Genomic DNA, 17352 nt, shown 5'->3' with positions numbered 1-17352 from the left:
TGCCTGTGTAGGTGCTGCATTGACGGCTGCTGTCGTTACATTGCCTGCCTGTGTGGGTGCTGCGGTAACGGCTGCTGTCGTGATGTTTGCTGCCTGTGTGGGTGCTGCGGTAACGGCTGCTGTCGTGATGTTTGCTGCCTGTGTAGGTGCTGCGGTAACGGCAGTTCTGGTAACAGTCGTTGCCTGTGTAGGCGCTGCGGTAACGGCTGCGGTAACGGTCGTCGTAACAGGAACCCCTCCCTGAAGTGCACCATTAATTACTGCCGCCACATTTGTCTGCGTCTGAGCGGCTGTTTGCGCAGACGCAATCCTTACGGCTGCCTGGACTACTGCATTTCCTTGTCCGACAGCTATCCGGGCAATCTGTGCTACTGCATTCTGTATCGGCTGTGGCGGGGTTGGAGGAACATTCCTTGCTGCAAATGATACTGTGTTAAATATTACGATCCGCATTTGTGACGACATGTAGCGGGGAGGAGCCAAGTATCCTGTGCCTGAAGATAACAAAATACCCGTTATCCCGCCCGTGTGCGCAATGTTTCCCGTGGATCCCCTTATACCTGCTACAGCAACGGGAGTATGTACTTCAAACTTATGGCCCTGTGCAAAGGCAGATACCTTTTTAATAAATTGCGCTCCGGTAGTGGCTTCTACCTTGCCTTCAGGCAATTTGAAAATATTGGAGGTCTTTTTTTCCGTAACAATATATTCGGAAATCTCGAAACGGGTATTTTCTGCAATTTTTATAATATTGTTGTTATTAAAAGTTATCTCTGCTCCGCTGTCCCCCTTTGTCCTGTATAAGTCGCCCACATCAACGGGGTCGCCTGTTTTCACAGTGGTAGCAACGTCCTTTTTAGCTTTTAAAACTGTTACACTGCCTCCCATGAATGTAATTTTTCCAACAGGCGCAGAATATGCAATATTTACCGAAAAAATAAAGATTAATAAAATTCCCAAGCACAAAGCATATTTTTTCATTATGCCCCCTTTATTTAATTGTTAAAGCTTTTCCCTTAAAAATTACTTCTTTCAATTTCTCACAATTTCCTTATTTAATCTGTACTAATTCTGTCAAGAATTGTAATATTAACAATTATAGCACTACTAAATATTTGTACAACAAAAAAAAACAACTTTTCACCGAATTAACGGCTAAAATAATTTTTTATAGCTTCTCAGTCTTTGGACATGAGGGGATTACTATAATATTCTAAATTTATTGCCGACATTTCTCAGAATAATTCATTGCCAAAATAGCACATGGAGAATATTGATAAGCTACCGCCATCTACAGTTTTTGAAACTGCTTGAAATGTTTGTAAATATGCTGTGCATCCTGTTTTTGCTTACATAAATATTCAATGAATGTATGATAATTATTACATCAAATCTGGGTGACTGTATATAATAAAAATGAATGCAGAAGGCATGTTATGAAATTTTGTTGACTTTAGACCGGGCATTGCAATATTGAAACACTTTAATATCTGTCTTTTAATTAATTTCTTTTGATTTTTTTGTATCCATCGTTTAAAATCTATCAAAAAAACAAGGAGTCGCTATGGAGATCAATTTCAGAAAAGAAAAGAACATCCCCGTTGTTTCAGTAAAGGGCAGGATAGATGCGGTTACTGCACCGGAATTTGAAAAAAATATGTCCGATCTGATATCAAAGGGAGAGAACAATCTTATTATTAATTTCGCTGATCTTGAGTACATAAGCAGCGCAGGTCTCCGGAGCATCCTTGCTACTGCAAAAAAATTAAAGGCAGGGGGAGGAAAAATGCTTTTTGCCGGACTGCAGGGCCCGGTGGAAGAAGTTTTTAAAATATCAGGTTTTTACTCAATATTCAGTATATTTGACTCAGAAGCAACTGCTTTGAACAACCTTTAAGATGCGCATTCTCTCGCGTATTAAACTGCCGGCGAAGCTTGAAAACCTTGATCGTCTTATAGAATTTGTGTCTGTATCCGCAAACGAACAGGGAATAGAGCAGAAAAGGATCATTGAGATAGAAATTTCAACAGAGGAAGCTCTTGTCAATATTTTCAACTATGCATATCAAGATATGGACGGGGATGTATCGGTAGTCTGTAAGTCTGATGACAATGATAAATTCATGATAGAAATTGAAGATTCAGGTATCCCTTTTAATGTGCTTTCACTTAAAGAGCCTGACACTGCTCTGGATATCTCGGAGCGAAAGATCGGAGGGCTCGGCATATTTCTTATGAGAAAACTGATGGACGATATTCAATACAGGCGCGAAGAAGACAGAAATGTGCTGACGATTGTTGTATCTAAATCGCGTGTCGATAAAAACAATCCTGAAAATTAACAAACCGGTAATAATGCTGCTAAATTACAGGATTTTTTTTCCGCTTATACACTGTTGTAATCCACATTAAACGATTTTTCTCTTTATTGACTCATTTGACCTATTCTGTTACTCTATGTAACTATGGAAAAACAATCCGGATGGATAAAAAAAACCAAAGAAGAGATAAAAAAGATATTCTTATTCTGCGAAGGATACAAGGACTTTCTGGACATAGTCAAGACAGAAAGGGAAGCAGTGAACATTATTGAAAAACACCTTGTCGAAAATGGCTTCATAAACGATCCCGGTCAAATAAGGACATTCAGCATAAACAGAGGGAAGGCGGCGGCGGCCTTCATAAGGGGAGAGACACAGCCTGCTGACGGTCTGAACATTATCGCTGCCCACATAGATGCACCAAGACTCGACCTTAAACAGAATCCCCTCTATGAAGACGTTGATCTTGCGCTTTTGCGTACCCATTATTACGGCGGTATAAAAAAATATCAATGGGTAGCAATCCCTCTTGCCGTGCACGGAATTATTGTAAAGAAGGATGGAAGAAAAATTGAACTTACCATTGGCGAAGGTGAAGGCGATCCTGTCTTTGTTATAGATGACCTGCTTCCTCATCTGTCAAGAAAAACACATGACGAAAAAAAGATGGTCGATGCGATTGAAGGTGAAAAGCTGACGCTCCTCTTCGGGAGTATGCCTGTCACCGGCATTGAGAAAGAAAGCATCAAAAGAGGCGTTCTTAGGTGCTTAATTGACCGTTATGGCATCATAGAGGAAGATTTTATAAGCGCAGAGCTGGAGATTGTACCTGCATTCAAAGCAAAGGATGTTGGTATTGACCGAAGCATGATAGGGGCATATGGTCAGGATGACAGGGCCTGCGCTTATGCGCTCCTCGAGGCAATGTGCGGTACATATAACCCCCGGCGTCCATGCCTTGCAATATTCGCAGATAAAGAAGAGATCGGCTCTGAAGGCAGCACCGGTATACAATCGGCCTTTCTCCAGATGACCCTCTATGATATCCTTGAAGGCATGGGCATAAAAGCCGATGAAGCATTGATCAGGAAGATGCTTTTTAAATCAAAGGCGCTTTCTGCTGATGTAAACGGCGCCCTTAACCCCACATACCAGGATGTCCATGAAAAACAGAATGCCTGTTACCTGGGGCGCGGCATATGTATTTCAAAGTTTACCGGTCATGGCGGCAAGGTTGGCGCCAGCGATGCCAACGCAGAATATGTCGGTGAGATACGGAATCTTTTTGACCGGGAAGGTATCGTATGGCAAACCGGTGAGATGGGAAAAATAGATGCAGGAGGCGGCGGAACAGTGGCAAAACACCTTGCGGTATATGGTATGGATATCATTGACTGCGGCACGCCATTGCTTGCCATGCATTCTCCCTTTGAAATTTCAAACAAACTCGATATTTACGAGACATTCAGAGCATTCAAGGTATTTTTTAAATCATAAAAACGGAGGCTTCAAAATAATATGATGGAAAGTGAAACAATCAAGATACCCGATACGATCCCCCTCCTCCCCGTGAGAGACATGGTCATGTATCCTTCGGTAATATTGCCGCTCTTTGTCGGCAGGGATATGTCTATAAATGCTGTAGAAAAATCATTATCCAAGGACAGGCTCATCATTGTTGTCGCACAAAAGGATTTAACCGACGAAGACCCTCTGCCAGGAAGGATTTATTCCGTAGGCGTGGTCTCGCAGATCATGCGGATGCTGAGGTTGCCCGATGGAAGAGTCAAGGTGCTGATTCAGGGACTGAAAAAAGCAATAGTAAAAGAGTATGTACAGGAAACTCCGACTTTTATCGTCCGGATCGAGGTCATCGAAGAACCGCTCATTACGGAAATTACCCTTGAGATTGAAGCCCTCATGAGATACGTCAAAGAAGAAATGGAGAAGGTTGTGTCTATGGGCAGAATGGTACCCCCGGATATACTCATGGTTCTCGATACAATAGATGAGCCGGGGAAGCTCGCAGATATTGCCGCTGCAAACCTTGGATTAACGGTGGAAAAGGCACAGGAAATCCTTGAGATCATGGATCCTATAGCACGACTCAAAAAGCTCTCTGAAATACTCGGCAAAGAGATAGAACTCCTCAATATGCAGGCAAAGATACTCTCTCAGGCAAAGGATGAGATGACAAAGAGCCAGAGAGACTATTTCCTGCGGGAGCAGATGAAGGCAATAAAAAACGAGCTTGGAGAAGCTGACGAAAGAACGGAAGAGATAGAAGACCTGCAGAAGCGTATTAAGAAGGCAAAGATGCCGAAGGATGTTGAAAAAGAAACAAAGAAACAGCTTGAACGGCTCGACATGATGCATCCCGATGCGATAGAGTCCTCAATGTTGCGGACATATATCGAATGGCTCGTGGAACTGCCCTGGAGCGTGTCTACCAAGGACAATATCGAGATAAAAGCAGCAAAACTGGTACTCAATGAAGATCATTACGACCTCGAAAAGGTCAAAGAAAGGATTCTTGAATTCCTAAGTGTCATTAAGCTCAAAGGTGAGATGAAAGGTCCTATTCTATGTTTTGTCGGACCCCCGGGAGTAGGTAAGACATCTCTGGGTAAGTCAATCGCACGGGCTCTTGGCAGAAAATTTGTGAGGATTTCCCTGGGCGGCATGAAGGATGAAGCTGAGATACGGGGACACAGAAGAACATACGTGGGCTCTATGCCGGGCAGAATCATCCAGGGATTAAAGCAGGCAAAGTCAAATAACCCTGTATTCATGATGGATGAGATTGACAAAATAGGCATGGATTTCAGGGGAGATCCTGCCAGCGCGCTTCTTGAAGTGCTCGATCCTGAACAGAACAATGCCTTCAGCGACCACTACCTTAACCTACCCTTTGACCTTTCAAAGGTAATGTTCATAACAACGGCAAACAGGGTTGATACCATTCCCTCTGCCTTAAGGGACAGGATGGAGGTTATACCCCTGTCCGGCTATACGGAGAAGGAAAAGCTGGCTATTGCAAAAAAGTACCTTATTCCCAAGCAGCTCAAAGAGAACGGTTTGAAAGAAAAGTATCTTGCCTTTGCCGATCATGCCATCACAAAAATCATACTGGATTACACGAGAGAGGCAGGCCTGAGGAATCTTGAGAGGGAGATAGCATCAATCGGGAGAAAGGCAGCAAAAAAAATAGCTGAAGGGAATAAAGAAAAAACCATAATAACCACAAAAAATCTCCATAAATACTCAGGGCCGTCGAAATTCATCCCGGAAGGCGATTATGGGCAGGACATTGCAGGCGTTGCAAGCGGCCTTGCCTGGACTGAGTTCGGCGGGGATGTGCTCTTTATTGAAGCATCCGGCCGGAAAGGAAAAAAAGATCTTCTTATCCTCACAGGCAACATGGGCGATGTTATGAAAGAGTCTGCACAGGCTGCGTTGACTTATATAAAATCAAAGGCTGAAATCCTCGGGATAAACCCGGAGATATTCGATACCCTTGAGATGCACGTCCATATACCTCAGGGCGCAATTCCTAAAGACGGGCCCTCGGCAGGTATTACCATGGCCGTGGCCATGATCAGCGCTATCACAAAAAAACCGCTTAACAGAAAAACTGCGATGACCGGTGAGATTACTCTCACGGGCAGGATATTACCCATAGGTGGTTTAAAAGAAAAAACCCTGGCCGCGCTCAGGTCCCGGATGGAAACGGTAATAATACCTGAGGAAAACATGAAAGAGCTTGTGGAAATCCCGGGGTATGTAAAAAATAAGATAAAATTTATACCTGTAAAAAATATGGATGATGTGGCAAGGATCTTTTTCGGATAATGCAGGAAGCTTCATTCTATGAAAAATTGGAAGGCAGGAAGGTTCAGTGCAGACTCTGCAGGCACAGATGCATTATTGCCAATGGCAAACACGGAATATGTACGGTAAGAGAAAACAGGCAAGGAACCCTGTATACTCTCGTGTACAACATGCCCTGTGCTTATCATGTTGACCCGATAGAAAAAAAACCTCTTTTTCACTTCTTTCCCGGCTCTAAGGCATTCTCCATTGCGACGGCAGGATGTAATTTCCAATGTCTTCACTGTCAGAATTATGAAATTTCTCAAACATACAGGGACAAAAAAGATATTTCCGGGAAGGTGATAACCCCTGAAGAGGCTGTAGAGCTTGCGCAACAATCAGGTTGTAAGAATATATCATACACGTATACCGAACCTACAATATTCTACGAATACGCCTTTGATATTGCAAAACTTGCAAATGAGAAAGGCATCTATAATAACTTCGTAACAAACGGATATATCGAAGAAGAGCCTCTTTTTGCAATTCGCCCATATCTTGATGCAGCGAATATTGACCTTAAAGGGTTCAATGAGACATTTTACAAAAATATCTGTGGCGCTAAACTATCCCGTGTCCTCGACACTATAAAACTCTATAAAAAGCTGGGTATCTGGATAGAAATCACCACACTCATCATTCCCGGATACAACGACAGCGAAGCGGAACTAAGAGCCGTTGCACAATTTATTAAAAAGGAGCTTGGCGCTGAAACTCCCTGGCACGTGAGCGCCTTTTACCCGACCTACAAACTGCTGGATGCCCCTCGAACCCCGTTAAAAACCCTTCACCGGGCTCGTGAGATCGGGCTTGAGGAAAACCTGCGGTATGTCTATGAAGGAAATGTCCCCGGATCGGACGGGGAAAACACGTACTGCTATAACTGTAATAAACTTGTTATCCGGCGATACGGATATAGTATTTCCGATTATAGTATCAAAAACGGCGCCTGCCAATTTTGTGGCGCTGTTATTGACGGTATAGGTCTATAATTCCAATCCCAAATTAAAGCGCTATCATCTTTGGCTTCGTCATCGGCTCCTCGACATACTGTTCACTGTACGTCTACGTCGCCTCTTCCTTGCCGCCTTGATTTCATCTTTAATTTGGAATTGGAATAGTTATATTCCCAACAACAATGCTAAACGATATGCTGCCATCCCTCCGCAGTAAGAAATAAAAAGCATGGATATGAATGAGGTGAGAAACCACTTCCAACTGCCCATTTCACGTTTCATCACAGCAAAAGTCGGGGCGCATGGTATAAATAACATAAGGGTTACAAGGAAAGAAAGAGACGAAGCATGACTTATAATTTTCGGCAGGACATCCATAAGTCCCTGATCACCCACGCTGTACAAAACACCAAGGGTCGCAATGGCATTCTCTTTTGCAACTATACTTGAAAGGAGCGCAACGATCATCTTCCAATCAAGCCCAAGCGGTATGCCGACAGGCTCAATTAAACGTCCTATCCAGCCAAGTATGCTGTTTTCAATGTTTCCGCCGGGGAAACTGGATATTATCCATATCAGGACAGAAAAACCGAGTATAATTGTGCCTGCCTTTTTTATAAAAGACATGGTTCTGTTCCGAACAGTTGCTGCTATCGTCCTGATATCAGGCTTATGGTAAAGAGGAAGCTCCATTATAAAAGGCACCGGTACATCTTTTAAAAAGAATCTGCCCATAATCATGCCTGTAAAACCGAGGGCAAGGAGATTTAGGGCAATGAGAAACCATGAAACAACAAGGGCCTTTTCACCGAAAACGGCTGCGGCGATGAATGTCATGGCTGCAAGTCTTGCTGTGCACGGCACAAAAGGGGTAAGGAATATGGTAAGCAGCCTCGCCCTCTTTGATTCGATAATCCTCGCGCCCATAATAGATGGAACATTGCAGCCAAAGCCAAGGCACATAGGTAAAAAGCTTTTCCCGTGAAGCCCGATTATATGCATAAACCGGTCCATAACAAAGGCCGCCCTGGCCATATAACCCACATCCTCAAGAAAGGCCATGGAAGTAAAAAAAATAATAAGGAGCGGTACAAAGGTGAGCACAGAACCTACGCCCCCGATAATACCGTTAATAAGCAAACCCTTGATCCAGAAAGGTGCATTGTGCAATGATGCGTCAATCAAGCTGCCGAAAGATTTTATGGTCAATTCAAGCCATTTCTGAAGAGGATACCCTATCTTGAAAGTAAGCGTAAAGATTACTGCAAGAATGCCCAGCAATACCGGAATCCCTATAACGGGACGTGTAAGGGCATGATCTATGCGGTCGGTTATCAATACCTGCCCCATTTTAAACCTCGAAACCGCAGCGCGCGTTATATCTTCAATCCAGTCGTATCTTCCTCCAACAACAGCACGCAAGGCATCTTCATGCTTTAGAAGGAGATGCTCTATCTTATTCCATGTATCTGCCGGCAGAAGCTCCTTCATCTCTTCCAATGCCTCAGGGTCACCCTCCATCAATTTTGTTGCAATCCATACATCGGGATGCGGCGGCGAGGCATGTTCGCCTACAAGTTCATTTATTTTTTGGAATATAGTCCGATGGTCTTCAGAAACATCGGGGATCCTCGGTTCATAAGCCAACTCTCCTTTCGCAAGCCCGATCACAGTCGATACAAGCTCCTTTATGCCGCGGTTCTTCTTGGCAACCATTGGTATAACCGGTATCCCAAGGGATTTTTGCAGTATATCCGCATCTATGTGAATACCCTGCTCCTCTGCCACATCAATCATATTTACGGCAAAAACAACCGGCGGACCAAGGATAAGAATCTCGGAGAGGAGATAGAGACTTCTGTCTAAAGCAGACGCATTTGCAATAAGAACAATAACATCCGGATGTGCGTGAATGATAAAATCCCTGGCAACCATCTCCTCATCTGACAATGCACTGAGACTGTACGTACCCGGGAGATCTACAATCCTTATACTGAAACCTTCATTTTCATGCACTCCTTCAAACTTTTCAACCGTTTTGCCTGGCCAGTTCCCTACATGCTGGGACAAACCGGTGAGAATATTAAAAACAGTAGACTTTCCTACATTAGGCTGTCCTGCAAGCGCCACAAGAAGAGACTTTTTCCCTTTTGCCGGTTCTGCTTCAATATCCTGGGCATGCAATTTAACTGCCAGTATTTTGTTGGCCTGACCCTTGCCAAGGGCAATCCTTGTATCCGAAGCAAGGACAATAATCAGACCACCGATGTTTCTGAGGATTTTAATTCTTATACCAGGAACAATACCCATTCCGGCAAGCCTGCCTACAAATTTATTACCGCCGGTAATTGAATAGACTATACCCTCTTCACCTTCTTCAAGTGAGGTAATGGACAGCAGATCATCATTCATTTATTATTCACTTATCAGCCCTTCACACATTCAATCTGTAAGTCATTTTATAGATTCGGAGGGATAGAGAACGAAAGACGCCAGCTAAATCTATCCTCTTTTTCCCCATACTGTATACCTGTTATCTCATCATATAATCTTTGAGACAAATCCCCTATTCTCTTGTTATTAATGATAATCGTTTCTTCTTCATGTCTTATTTCTCCTACCGGTGATATAACGGCTGCCGTCCCTGTACCGAAGACTTCCTGCAATAACCCTTTTTTTGATGAAGAGATCAACTCATCTATAGATACACGACGTTCCTCAACCGGAATACCCCATTCTTTTGCAAGAACTATCACCGAGTCTCTTGTAACGCCAGACAAAATAGTTCCCTCAAGGGAGGGTGTTATCAATCTATTGTTGATCATAAAGAAGATATTCATAGTTCCTACTTCTTCAATAAACCTGTTCTCCACGCCATCAAGCCATAATACCTGTGTAAATCCTTTAGCCTGGGCAAGCTGTGCAGGTAATAAACTGGCGGCATAATTGGCTGGCGTCTTTGCCTCACCGAGACCGCCCTTTGCGGCTCTTGTATATTCACCTGAAGTAATAAGCCTTACAGGGTTAATACCTTCCTTATAATATGCGCCGACAGGCGAGGTGATAATTAGAAAGCAATAAGTGTCTGAGGCCCTCACACCAAGAAAATCGTCTGTGGCAAAAATAAATGGCCGAATGTATAATGAGGTCCCCTTGCTTTTGGGTACCCAGTGCCCATCCAGCATTACAAGCTCTTTTATGCCCTCGATAAATAAATCGTATTCAACTGGAGGTATACAGAGCCTCAGGCACGACCTGTTAAATCTTTCATGATATTTTTCAGGACGGAATATATTGATTTTGTCACCGGCATAAAAGGCCTTTAAACCTTCAAAAACAATCTGTCCGTAATGAAGAGAACATATTGAGGGCGATACGCTTATACTGCCGTAAGGGACTATTTGCGGGATATCCCATTTACCATTTTTATAATTACAACTGAACATATGGTCAGAAAAGTGCTGGCCAAATCCTAAGTTGTTATAATCTACTGCATGTTTTCTACTTTTTAAGGTTTTTGTTGTTCTCATTTTTTAAATAACTCCTTATCATAATTTTATAAGCCTCTCACCGGCGCTTCGCGCATCTTCTAATGCAGTTGAATGATGAAGAATCGCACCCTTATGATCAATGCCCAGATAGCTCAACGTCTCGTGTTCAGGAACACTAATTGTCCTGAAGAATGCTTTAGCAGTCGCTTCTCCACATTGAATACCTATGTCTTTTTTCATACCGCCTACAAGCACTAAAAGACCTTTTCTCCCATGTGGACCCTCTGGAATCGGCCTGTTGAGAAGGTATTTTTCACACCAGAAACACTGAAACCTGTCGATCATGATTTTTGACTGGGCAGAAAGGCTAAAGAAAAAAATCGGGGAGGAAAGGATAACCCTGTCTGCCGCCCTGACTGCATCATAAATTCCACCCATATCGTCATCAATCACGCAAGTCCCTGTCTCATCACAACCACCGCAATTCTGACAAGGTTTTATGTTCATGAGGTTAAGCCTGAAAAACCTTATTTTGTGGCCTTCTCTATCTATTTGCTTCAACACCTCTTGAAGTAAAATATCAGAGTTACCGCCAACCCTTGGACTTCCGTGAAAGGCTACTATTCTCAACATTCCTCACCATTTTTTAGCTTAGAACATGAAACGTTTTGTGTAGAGTACTTAACACTGACCGCTAAAAAACGCTATTCTACTTTATAAAAGGCCATCTTTTTGGCGCCGCATACCGGGCAGGTATCGGGCGGCTCACCCTCTATCGTACAGCCACACACTTTACATATATAATATTCGGTTTCTTCATTGTTGCCCAGTGTTTCAAGCGCCTTTTTATAAAGCGCTGCGTGTATTTTCTCAACTTCATTGGCAATATTAAAGCTTCTCATGGCTCCGTTGTTGCCTTCTGCTTTGGCTTCTTCAATCATAACGGGATACATCTCCGTAAACTCATGTGTTTCACCGCCAATAGCCTCTTCAAGGTTCTCTTTTGTGGTCCTTATGCCCTTAAGTTCTCTCAAGTGGTTGTGTGCATGAACCGTTTCGGCCTCTGCCGCCGCTCTGAATAATTTTGCAGCCTGCTTATAACCTTCATCTTCGGCCTTTTTTGCAAAGGCAAGGTATTTCCTGTTTGCCTGAGATTCTCCTGCAAAGGCATCTTTTAAATTATTTTCCGTCTTAGACATAATTTACACCTCCATAGTATTATACTTGTGTGCTGCCGGCAACTTACTGTTACTGCTAAATCTGTAAGACCTGATTATTTTACTCCTCAAACTTTTTATGGTATTCCTTTACCTTCCTGGCAAACTCCTTTCCAAATTCGTAACATTTCTCCTCATCCTCTGAAGATGGTTTGTATTGAATTTGAATCCCTGGCTCCATTACCTCAACACCAATGCGCTTAAACATCTCATAGGCCTCTTTTACTGCACCGCCGCCCCATCCATAACTCCCGAATGCGGCCATAATCCTGTTTCTCGGTTTTAATCCGCTAAGATGGTATAAAAACTCAGCCATTGAAGGAAACATAATATTATTAATAGTAGGGGCGCCTATCAAACATCCCCTGGCCTTCCAGAGTTCTTTTACTGCTACACTCATTGGCGATGCCCTTAGCTTTATTGTCCTGCAATCAACGTCTTCGTCTTTAATTCCCTGAATTATCGGGGCCATCATATGCTCTGTGCTGTGCCACATAGTATCATAAATGACAGCCACCCGTAAATCGGCTTTACCTTCGGCCATATCAAGATACTGCTGGATAATCCTTCCCGGATTCTTTCTCCATATTACACCATGGTCAGGAGCTATCATATCGATGTCAAGATTGAGCTTCAGTATGTCGGCTATCTTTGTCTTTATCAACTGACCGAAAGGCATGAGAATGTTCGCATAATAGTCAGCTACTGCATCATCAAGCTCAAGTTCAGAATTGCACTCGACAAACTCATCATCAAATCTGGAGGCAGTTGCTATATGCTGTCCGAAGGCATCCTGTGATATAAGAAGTTTTGCTTCTTTCACATAGGTTACCATGGAGTCAGGCCAGTGAAGCATGGGCGTTTCGAGAAATAACAGGGTATATTTCCCTGTATTTAAAACATCACCGCTTTTTACAATCTTGAAACGCCACTTCGACGTATCGAAATACCTCTCAACACCTTTCCTCCCGCGCTCTGTTATATAAACCGTTGCATCCGGTATAAGCTTCATTATCATATCAATACTGCTTGCATGATCAGGCTCTATATGGTTTACCACGATATTAACAACCTGGGATAACTCAACAATTTTACTTATATTTTCAATAGTTACAGAGCAATAATCATGCTTGACCGTATCAATAAGCGTGGTCTGTTTATCTTTAATAAGATAATTGTTATACGTTGTGCCATTTTGCGTTATATAACCATGGAAATCCCTTATACCCCAGTCAATTGCCCCGACCCAATAAATGTCAGGCTTAATCTCAACAGTTTTCATAAAACCTCCTTTTATAGACTGTAAGTTAACAGTATTAAATTAAAAGAATATGCATAGAATATCAAGATAAAATAAGCCTTGACATGCCTCATTATATTTTTTAAAACTTCAGCGGATAAAGAATTTAATTATACTCATGACAAAAGACCATATAGATTCAAAAGGTTTTACTGCAATTGTTATCCTCGCTATCCTCTGGGGGATAAACTATTCGGCAATCAAGTTCTCAAATACAGGGCTCTCGCCCATTTTTACAACCTTTCTGCGTTCATTAATTGCGTCTTTTTTGGGAATCATCTATTGCATTGTTGTCAAGGAACCACTCTTTCATAGAGGCATATTGCTGTTTCACGGTTTTATTGTAGGACTGCTTTTCGGTTTAGAATTTGTATGTCTTTATCTCGGAATGCTCTATACCGATGCAGCAAGGGCAGCCATATTTGTTTACCTTTCCCCATTTATTGTTGCCTTAGGGGCACACTTTTTTTTAAAAGAAAGGCTTAATTTACTAAAGATAGTTGGTCTGGTACTTGCCTTTATCGGGGTATACCTGGTTTTTAAAGATAAGCCGCACACGTCAGGTAAATTAATGCTGCTGGGGGACCTCCTTGAGATTATTGCTGCCATATTCTGGGGTGCAACAACCCTGTATATAAAGAAATATCTTGCCAAGGAAGTTCGTCCGATTAATACATTTCTCTATCAGTTTGTATTTTCAATACCGATAATGTTTGCGTGCGCATACTTTATTGAGGATAAATGGATTTTCAATTTGAATGTCTACGTATGGGCATCTGTTGCATACCAGTCTGTCATAGTCGCCTTCGCATCTTATCTTGTATGGTTTATGCTGATTCATACATATCCTGTGGCTAAACTCTCCGTTTTTACATTTCTCGCACCTGTTTTTGGCGTTCTTTTTGGTGCGGTTATATTGAAAGAAAAATTAACAACAGGCTTGATCATGGGGCTTGTATGTGTCAGTATCGGCATTTTCTGTAACAATTATACAAAAAAATGAAAAAGCATAAGATTTTAACTGTAGCCGGCTTCATTGTAAGCATCCTTTTGCTTTATCTTTCTTTAAAAGATATTAAATTTAATGAAATAATTGAGATTTTAAAAAAAGCTGACTTGAAGTTAATATTTATCCCCACTTTATTTATCTTTATTTCGGCAGCACTCAGTGCATTTAAATGGTCAAATATAGCCGGAAAAGATGTAAGGTTTCAGGATACATTTATTGCTCTCATTATAGGACTCTTTGTTAATAATGTTTTACCGGCAAGAATCGGCGAAATAGTAAAAGGCTACGTTTTATCCAGGAAAACCGGCATTTCTTTTACCTTTGGCTTATCTACCGTATTAATCGACAGATTTTTCGATTTAGCTGGCCTTTTGTTGATTGTATTTATATTTTTCCCCAAACAGAGCCTGCCTCCAAAGGTTTCTCAAAGCCTGTTCATACTCGTTATCGTGCTTATAGTTTTCATGGCGACAATGATTATAATGAGCAGGGAAAAATTTACCGACACTACTGTAAATATACTTGGTAAGGTAAAAAAACCCTTTTTATTGAAATTTGCCCACAGACTTATCGAGATCGGCGGGAACATCAGGCGGATAAATTCACCCCTGAACATAATCTTTTATGTGGCGATATCATTTTTACAATGGCTTTGTATGAGTACTGCTTTATACTTTGCCACATTAACGCTCAATGTTTCTGTAAAATTTATCTATATACCCTTTATCTGTGCATTGCTCAATATGGGCCTAACCATACCCTCGTCCCCGGGTTATGTCGGGGTTTACCAGTTTCTGCTCGTATATATTCTTTCCATTTTTAATGTCCCAAAACAGGAGGGGTTTGCAGTTTCAATTATGTTTCATGCATCCTGGTACATTCCATATAATATTTTGGGATTCATATTCCTGCTAAAAGAACATATCAAAATTAAGGATATGCAGGAATTAGACGAAAAGAACGCATAGCTAAGAGTATATTGAGTTAATCAGGCGATTAAAAAATACTTTTATTAAATAAAAAAGCGTCCCCACGGGGATTCGAACCCCGGTTGCCGGCGTGAAAGGCCAGTGTCCTAGGCCTCTAGACGATGGGGACATTTGGGCCGTGCAAGACTTGAACTTGCGACTCTCTGCTTAAAAGGCAGATACTCTACCAACCTGAGTTAACGGCCCATGAAGTGTACTAAGATATGAAAATTTTCAAGCATTGTCAAGTCTAATAAAGCCTTGAGCAATGTATCATTGCTTCCTTTTCTCCTGAATATGAGATTCATATGCCATATAATTGCCTGTTATTCAATGCTATGGGCATATTCATAAACCACGTTTTTTTCAAGCGGAATAACATAATCAGATTTTGGACAATCCTTAAGGTCTTTGTCTAAATTGCTTTGGTATTATGAAAAATTCGTTAGTTCTACAACTCAAATATCGACGACAATGGAGCTTTCCTATATCAACTTTTATTTATCAGAAACCTTCTGTTTTGCTTCTTTCAGAAACTTTATCACATCATCAAGGTTTTCCGGTGTAAGTGAGATACCTTTTTTTGTCGGTATCCATTCTCCTTCCTGATTTTCAAAGTAGGTTCTGATATCAATATACTGTTTTCCTTTAAACTCCTTCAATGAGATAATGATTTTATCTTTGCCCTTCTCTAATTCACCTATCTGCATGGTCCCTCCTCATAGCTTCATTGTAGCAAATTGCCATAAAAAAAAGGAAGAAAATATTATATTCAGGCGGAATTTTTTAAAGATATAAATCTATACAGTTATATTTTTTATATTGACAAATATTTCATTTCATTATAACTCTATACCCAAAATCATGGATATCTCTAACGGAACGAGCCGTTTCTCGTTTTTTATTCTACAATTTAATACAAAAAACACCTGCAATGTTTTTAAGAGTGTATTAAAATTCCGTCCTGTAAAACACAATAGATGAAAATATTTTGCAGCATTGCTTTCATATATTTTATATCAGAACAACTTACGCCTATTTCCAAAAAAATTAAAATACAAAAGGATACTTAATGGAACCGGACATCTCAGAACCGCAACCGACACTGTTTGAGAAAATCAAGCGAAAACTCATAGGCGAACCCCGTGATGTCAATGAGCCGTCAATTTTTCATAAGCTGTCTCTCGTCCCCATCCTTGCCTGGATAGGTCTCGGGGCAGACGGTCTTTCATCATCGTCATACGGCCCCGAAGAAGCCTTCAGGGCTCTTGGCACTCATACTTATCTTGCTCCTGTTATAGGTGTCGCCACAGCTTTAACCGTCTTTATTATTGCATATGCCTATTCTCGAATCATCGAGCATTTCCCTCATGGCGGCGGCGGATATATTGTGGCAACCCATACGATTAATAAAAATGTCGGCGTTGTTTCAGGATGCGCACTGCTTGTAGATTATATGTTGACGATTACGGTATCTCTTGTTTCCTGTGGTGATGCCCTTTTCAGTTTTTTGCCCTTAACATTTCAAAAATACAAGATATTTTTCGTTTCGTTTCTCATTTTCGCCCTGGTTATTCTCAATCTTCGCGGAGTAAAAGAATCGGTGACTCTGCTCGCACCAATTTTCGCGATCTTCATCATTACGCATATTTTATTGATAGGTTATGGCATCATAACCCATGTTCCCCAAATCAATTCTTTACTTGGCGAATTAAAAACAACATCCAGTTCGGATCTATCGACAATTGGTTTTATCGGTATACTTGCAATTTTCTTGAGGGCATTCTCTCTCGGCGGTGGTACATATACCGGCCTAGAGGCTGTATCGAACGGCATGCAAATCCTGCGGGAGCCAAAGGTGCAAACCGGTAAACGCACTATGGCATATATGTCCACATCTCTTGCAATAACAGCAGGAGGACTATTTTTCTGCTATTACCTGTTCAGGATAAACCCCGTTGAAGGCCGCACATTAAATACAATCCTCGCAGATGGGGTTTTTGGGAACTGGCCTTTCGGCTATTATATTGCACTGATTACAATTTTATCAGAAGGAGTTCTTCTTATAGTTGCCGCCCAGGCAGGTTTTATCGATGGCCCCCGCGTTATGGCAAATATGGCTATAGATTCATGGTTTCCCCGAAGGTTTGCTGCCCTCTCGGAAAGACTTTCAATGCAGAATGGCGTCCTCGTTATGGGCATAGCAGCTATTATTCT

At 41.7% G+C, this 17352-nt stretch carries 15 protein-coding genes and 2 tRNA genes; 8 read left to right on the top strand and 9 right to left on the bottom strand.

Annotation, left to right across the window (positions count from 1 at the left end):
• Positions 1-981 (bottom strand): FecR family protein (locus NT178_08235; GenBank protein MCX5812517.1); only part of this gene is annotated, 981 nt, incomplete at its 3' end.
• A gap of 583 nt (positions 982-1564) precedes the next feature.
• Here NT178_08235 and NT178_08230 point away from each other — a divergent pair.
• From NT178_08230 to amrS, 5 genes are all read left to right on the top strand, one after another.
• Positions 1565-1897 (top strand): STAS domain-containing protein, encoded by a 333-nt coding sequence (locus NT178_08230; protein MCX5812516.1) that lies wholly within the window; start codon positions 1565-1567, stop codon positions 1895-1897.
• Between the two features lies 1 nt (position 1898).
• Positions 1899-2342: an ATP-binding protein gene (locus NT178_08225; protein MCX5812515.1), complete on the top strand. Its 444-nt coding sequence runs from the start codon at positions 1899-1901 to the stop codon at positions 2340-2342.
• A 123-nt stretch (positions 2343-2465) separates the two neighbouring features.
• On the top strand, positions 2466-3818 hold the full coding sequence (locus NT178_08220; GenBank protein MCX5812514.1) for an aminopeptidase: 1353 nt from the start codon (positions 2466-2468) through the stop codon (positions 3816-3818).
• Positions 3819-3839: 21 nt separating this feature from the next.
• Positions 3840-6173 (top strand): endopeptidase La, encoded by a 2334-nt coding sequence (gene lon / locus NT178_08215; GenBank protein MCX5812513.1) that lies wholly within the window; start codon positions 3840-3842, stop codon positions 6171-6173.
• Entirely contained in the window at positions 6173-7186 is a 1014-nt protein-coding gene (gene amrS / locus NT178_08210) for an AmmeMemoRadiSam system radical SAM enzyme (GenBank protein MCX5812512.1), read from the top strand. The genes lon and amrS overlap by 1 nt, the downstream gene beginning before the upstream one ends.
• A gap of 129 nt (positions 7187-7315) precedes the next feature.
• Here the strand turns inward: amrS and feoB are convergent, their stop codons facing one another.
• From feoB to NT178_08185, 5 genes are all read right to left on the bottom strand, one after another.
• On the bottom strand, positions 7316-9562 hold the full coding sequence (feoB, locus tag NT178_08205) for a ferrous iron transport protein B (protein ID MCX5812511.1): 2247 nt from the start codon (positions 9560-9562) through the stop codon (positions 7316-7318).
• A gap of 47 nt (positions 9563-9609) precedes the next feature.
• A complete protein-coding gene (locus NT178_08200; GenBank protein MCX5812510.1) occupies positions 9610-10680 on the bottom strand; it encodes a branched-chain amino acid aminotransferase in 1071 nt (356 codons plus the stop codon).
• 18 nt (positions 10681-10698) lie between these two features.
• Positions 10699-11274, bottom strand: coding sequence for a flavodoxin family protein (locus NT178_08195; protein ID MCX5812509.1), 576 nt, complete (start codon positions 11272-11274; stop codon positions 10699-10701).
• A 71-nt stretch (positions 11275-11345) separates the two neighbouring features.
• A complete protein-coding gene (locus tag NT178_08190; GenBank protein ID MCX5812508.1) occupies positions 11346-11840 on the bottom strand; it encodes a rubrerythrin family protein in 495 nt (164 codons plus the stop codon).
• A 79-nt stretch (positions 11841-11919) separates the two neighbouring features.
• The gene (locus NT178_08185; GenBank protein MCX5812507.1) at positions 11920-13140 is read right to left on the bottom strand and encodes an FprA family A-type flavoprotein; all 1221 of its coding nucleotides are present in this window, start codon (positions 13138-13140) and stop codon (positions 11920-11922) included.
• Between the two features lie 136 nt (positions 13141-13276).
• Between NT178_08185 and NT178_08180 the strand changes: the two genes are divergently transcribed.
• On the top strand, positions 13277-14161 hold the full coding sequence (locus tag NT178_08180; GenBank protein ID MCX5812506.1) for a DMT family transporter: 885 nt from the start codon (positions 13277-13279) through the stop codon (positions 14159-14161).
• A complete protein-coding gene (locus NT178_08175) occupies positions 14158-15135 on the top strand; it encodes a lysylphosphatidylglycerol synthase transmembrane domain-containing protein (GenBank protein ID MCX5812505.1) in 978 nt (325 codons plus the stop codon). The genes NT178_08180 and NT178_08175 overlap by 4 nt, the downstream gene beginning before the upstream one ends.
• 57 nt (positions 15136-15192) lie before the next feature.
• Here NT178_08175 and NT178_08170 read toward each other — a convergent pair.
• The 3 genes from NT178_08170 to NT178_08160 form a co-directional block, all read right to left on the bottom strand.
• Positions 15193-15265: transfer RNA gene (locus tag NT178_08170), tRNA-Glu, on the bottom strand.
• A 3-nt stretch (positions 15266-15268) separates the two neighbouring features.
• Positions 15269-15342, bottom strand: a tRNA-Lys gene (locus NT178_08165).
• Between the two features lie 290 nt (positions 15343-15632).
• On the bottom strand, positions 15633-15845 hold the full coding sequence (locus tag NT178_08160; GenBank protein ID MCX5812504.1) for a transcriptional coactivator p15/PC4 family protein: 213 nt from the start codon (positions 15843-15845) through the stop codon (positions 15633-15635).
• Between the two features lie 362 nt (positions 15846-16207).
• Here NT178_08160 and NT178_08155 point away from each other — a divergent pair.
• On the top strand, positions 16208-17352 hold a 1145-nt coding region (locus tag NT178_08155; protein MCX5812503.1), incomplete at its 3' end, for an APC family permease.

It is taken from the genome of Pseudomonadota bacterium, assembly GCA_026388255.1.
Lineage (GTDB): Bacteria > Desulfobacterota > Syntrophorhabdia > Syntrophorhabdales > Syntrophorhabdaceae > JAPLKB01.
The sequence above is the reverse complement of the archived record's forward strand: the minus strand, read 5'-3'. Positions and strand labels throughout refer to the sequence as shown.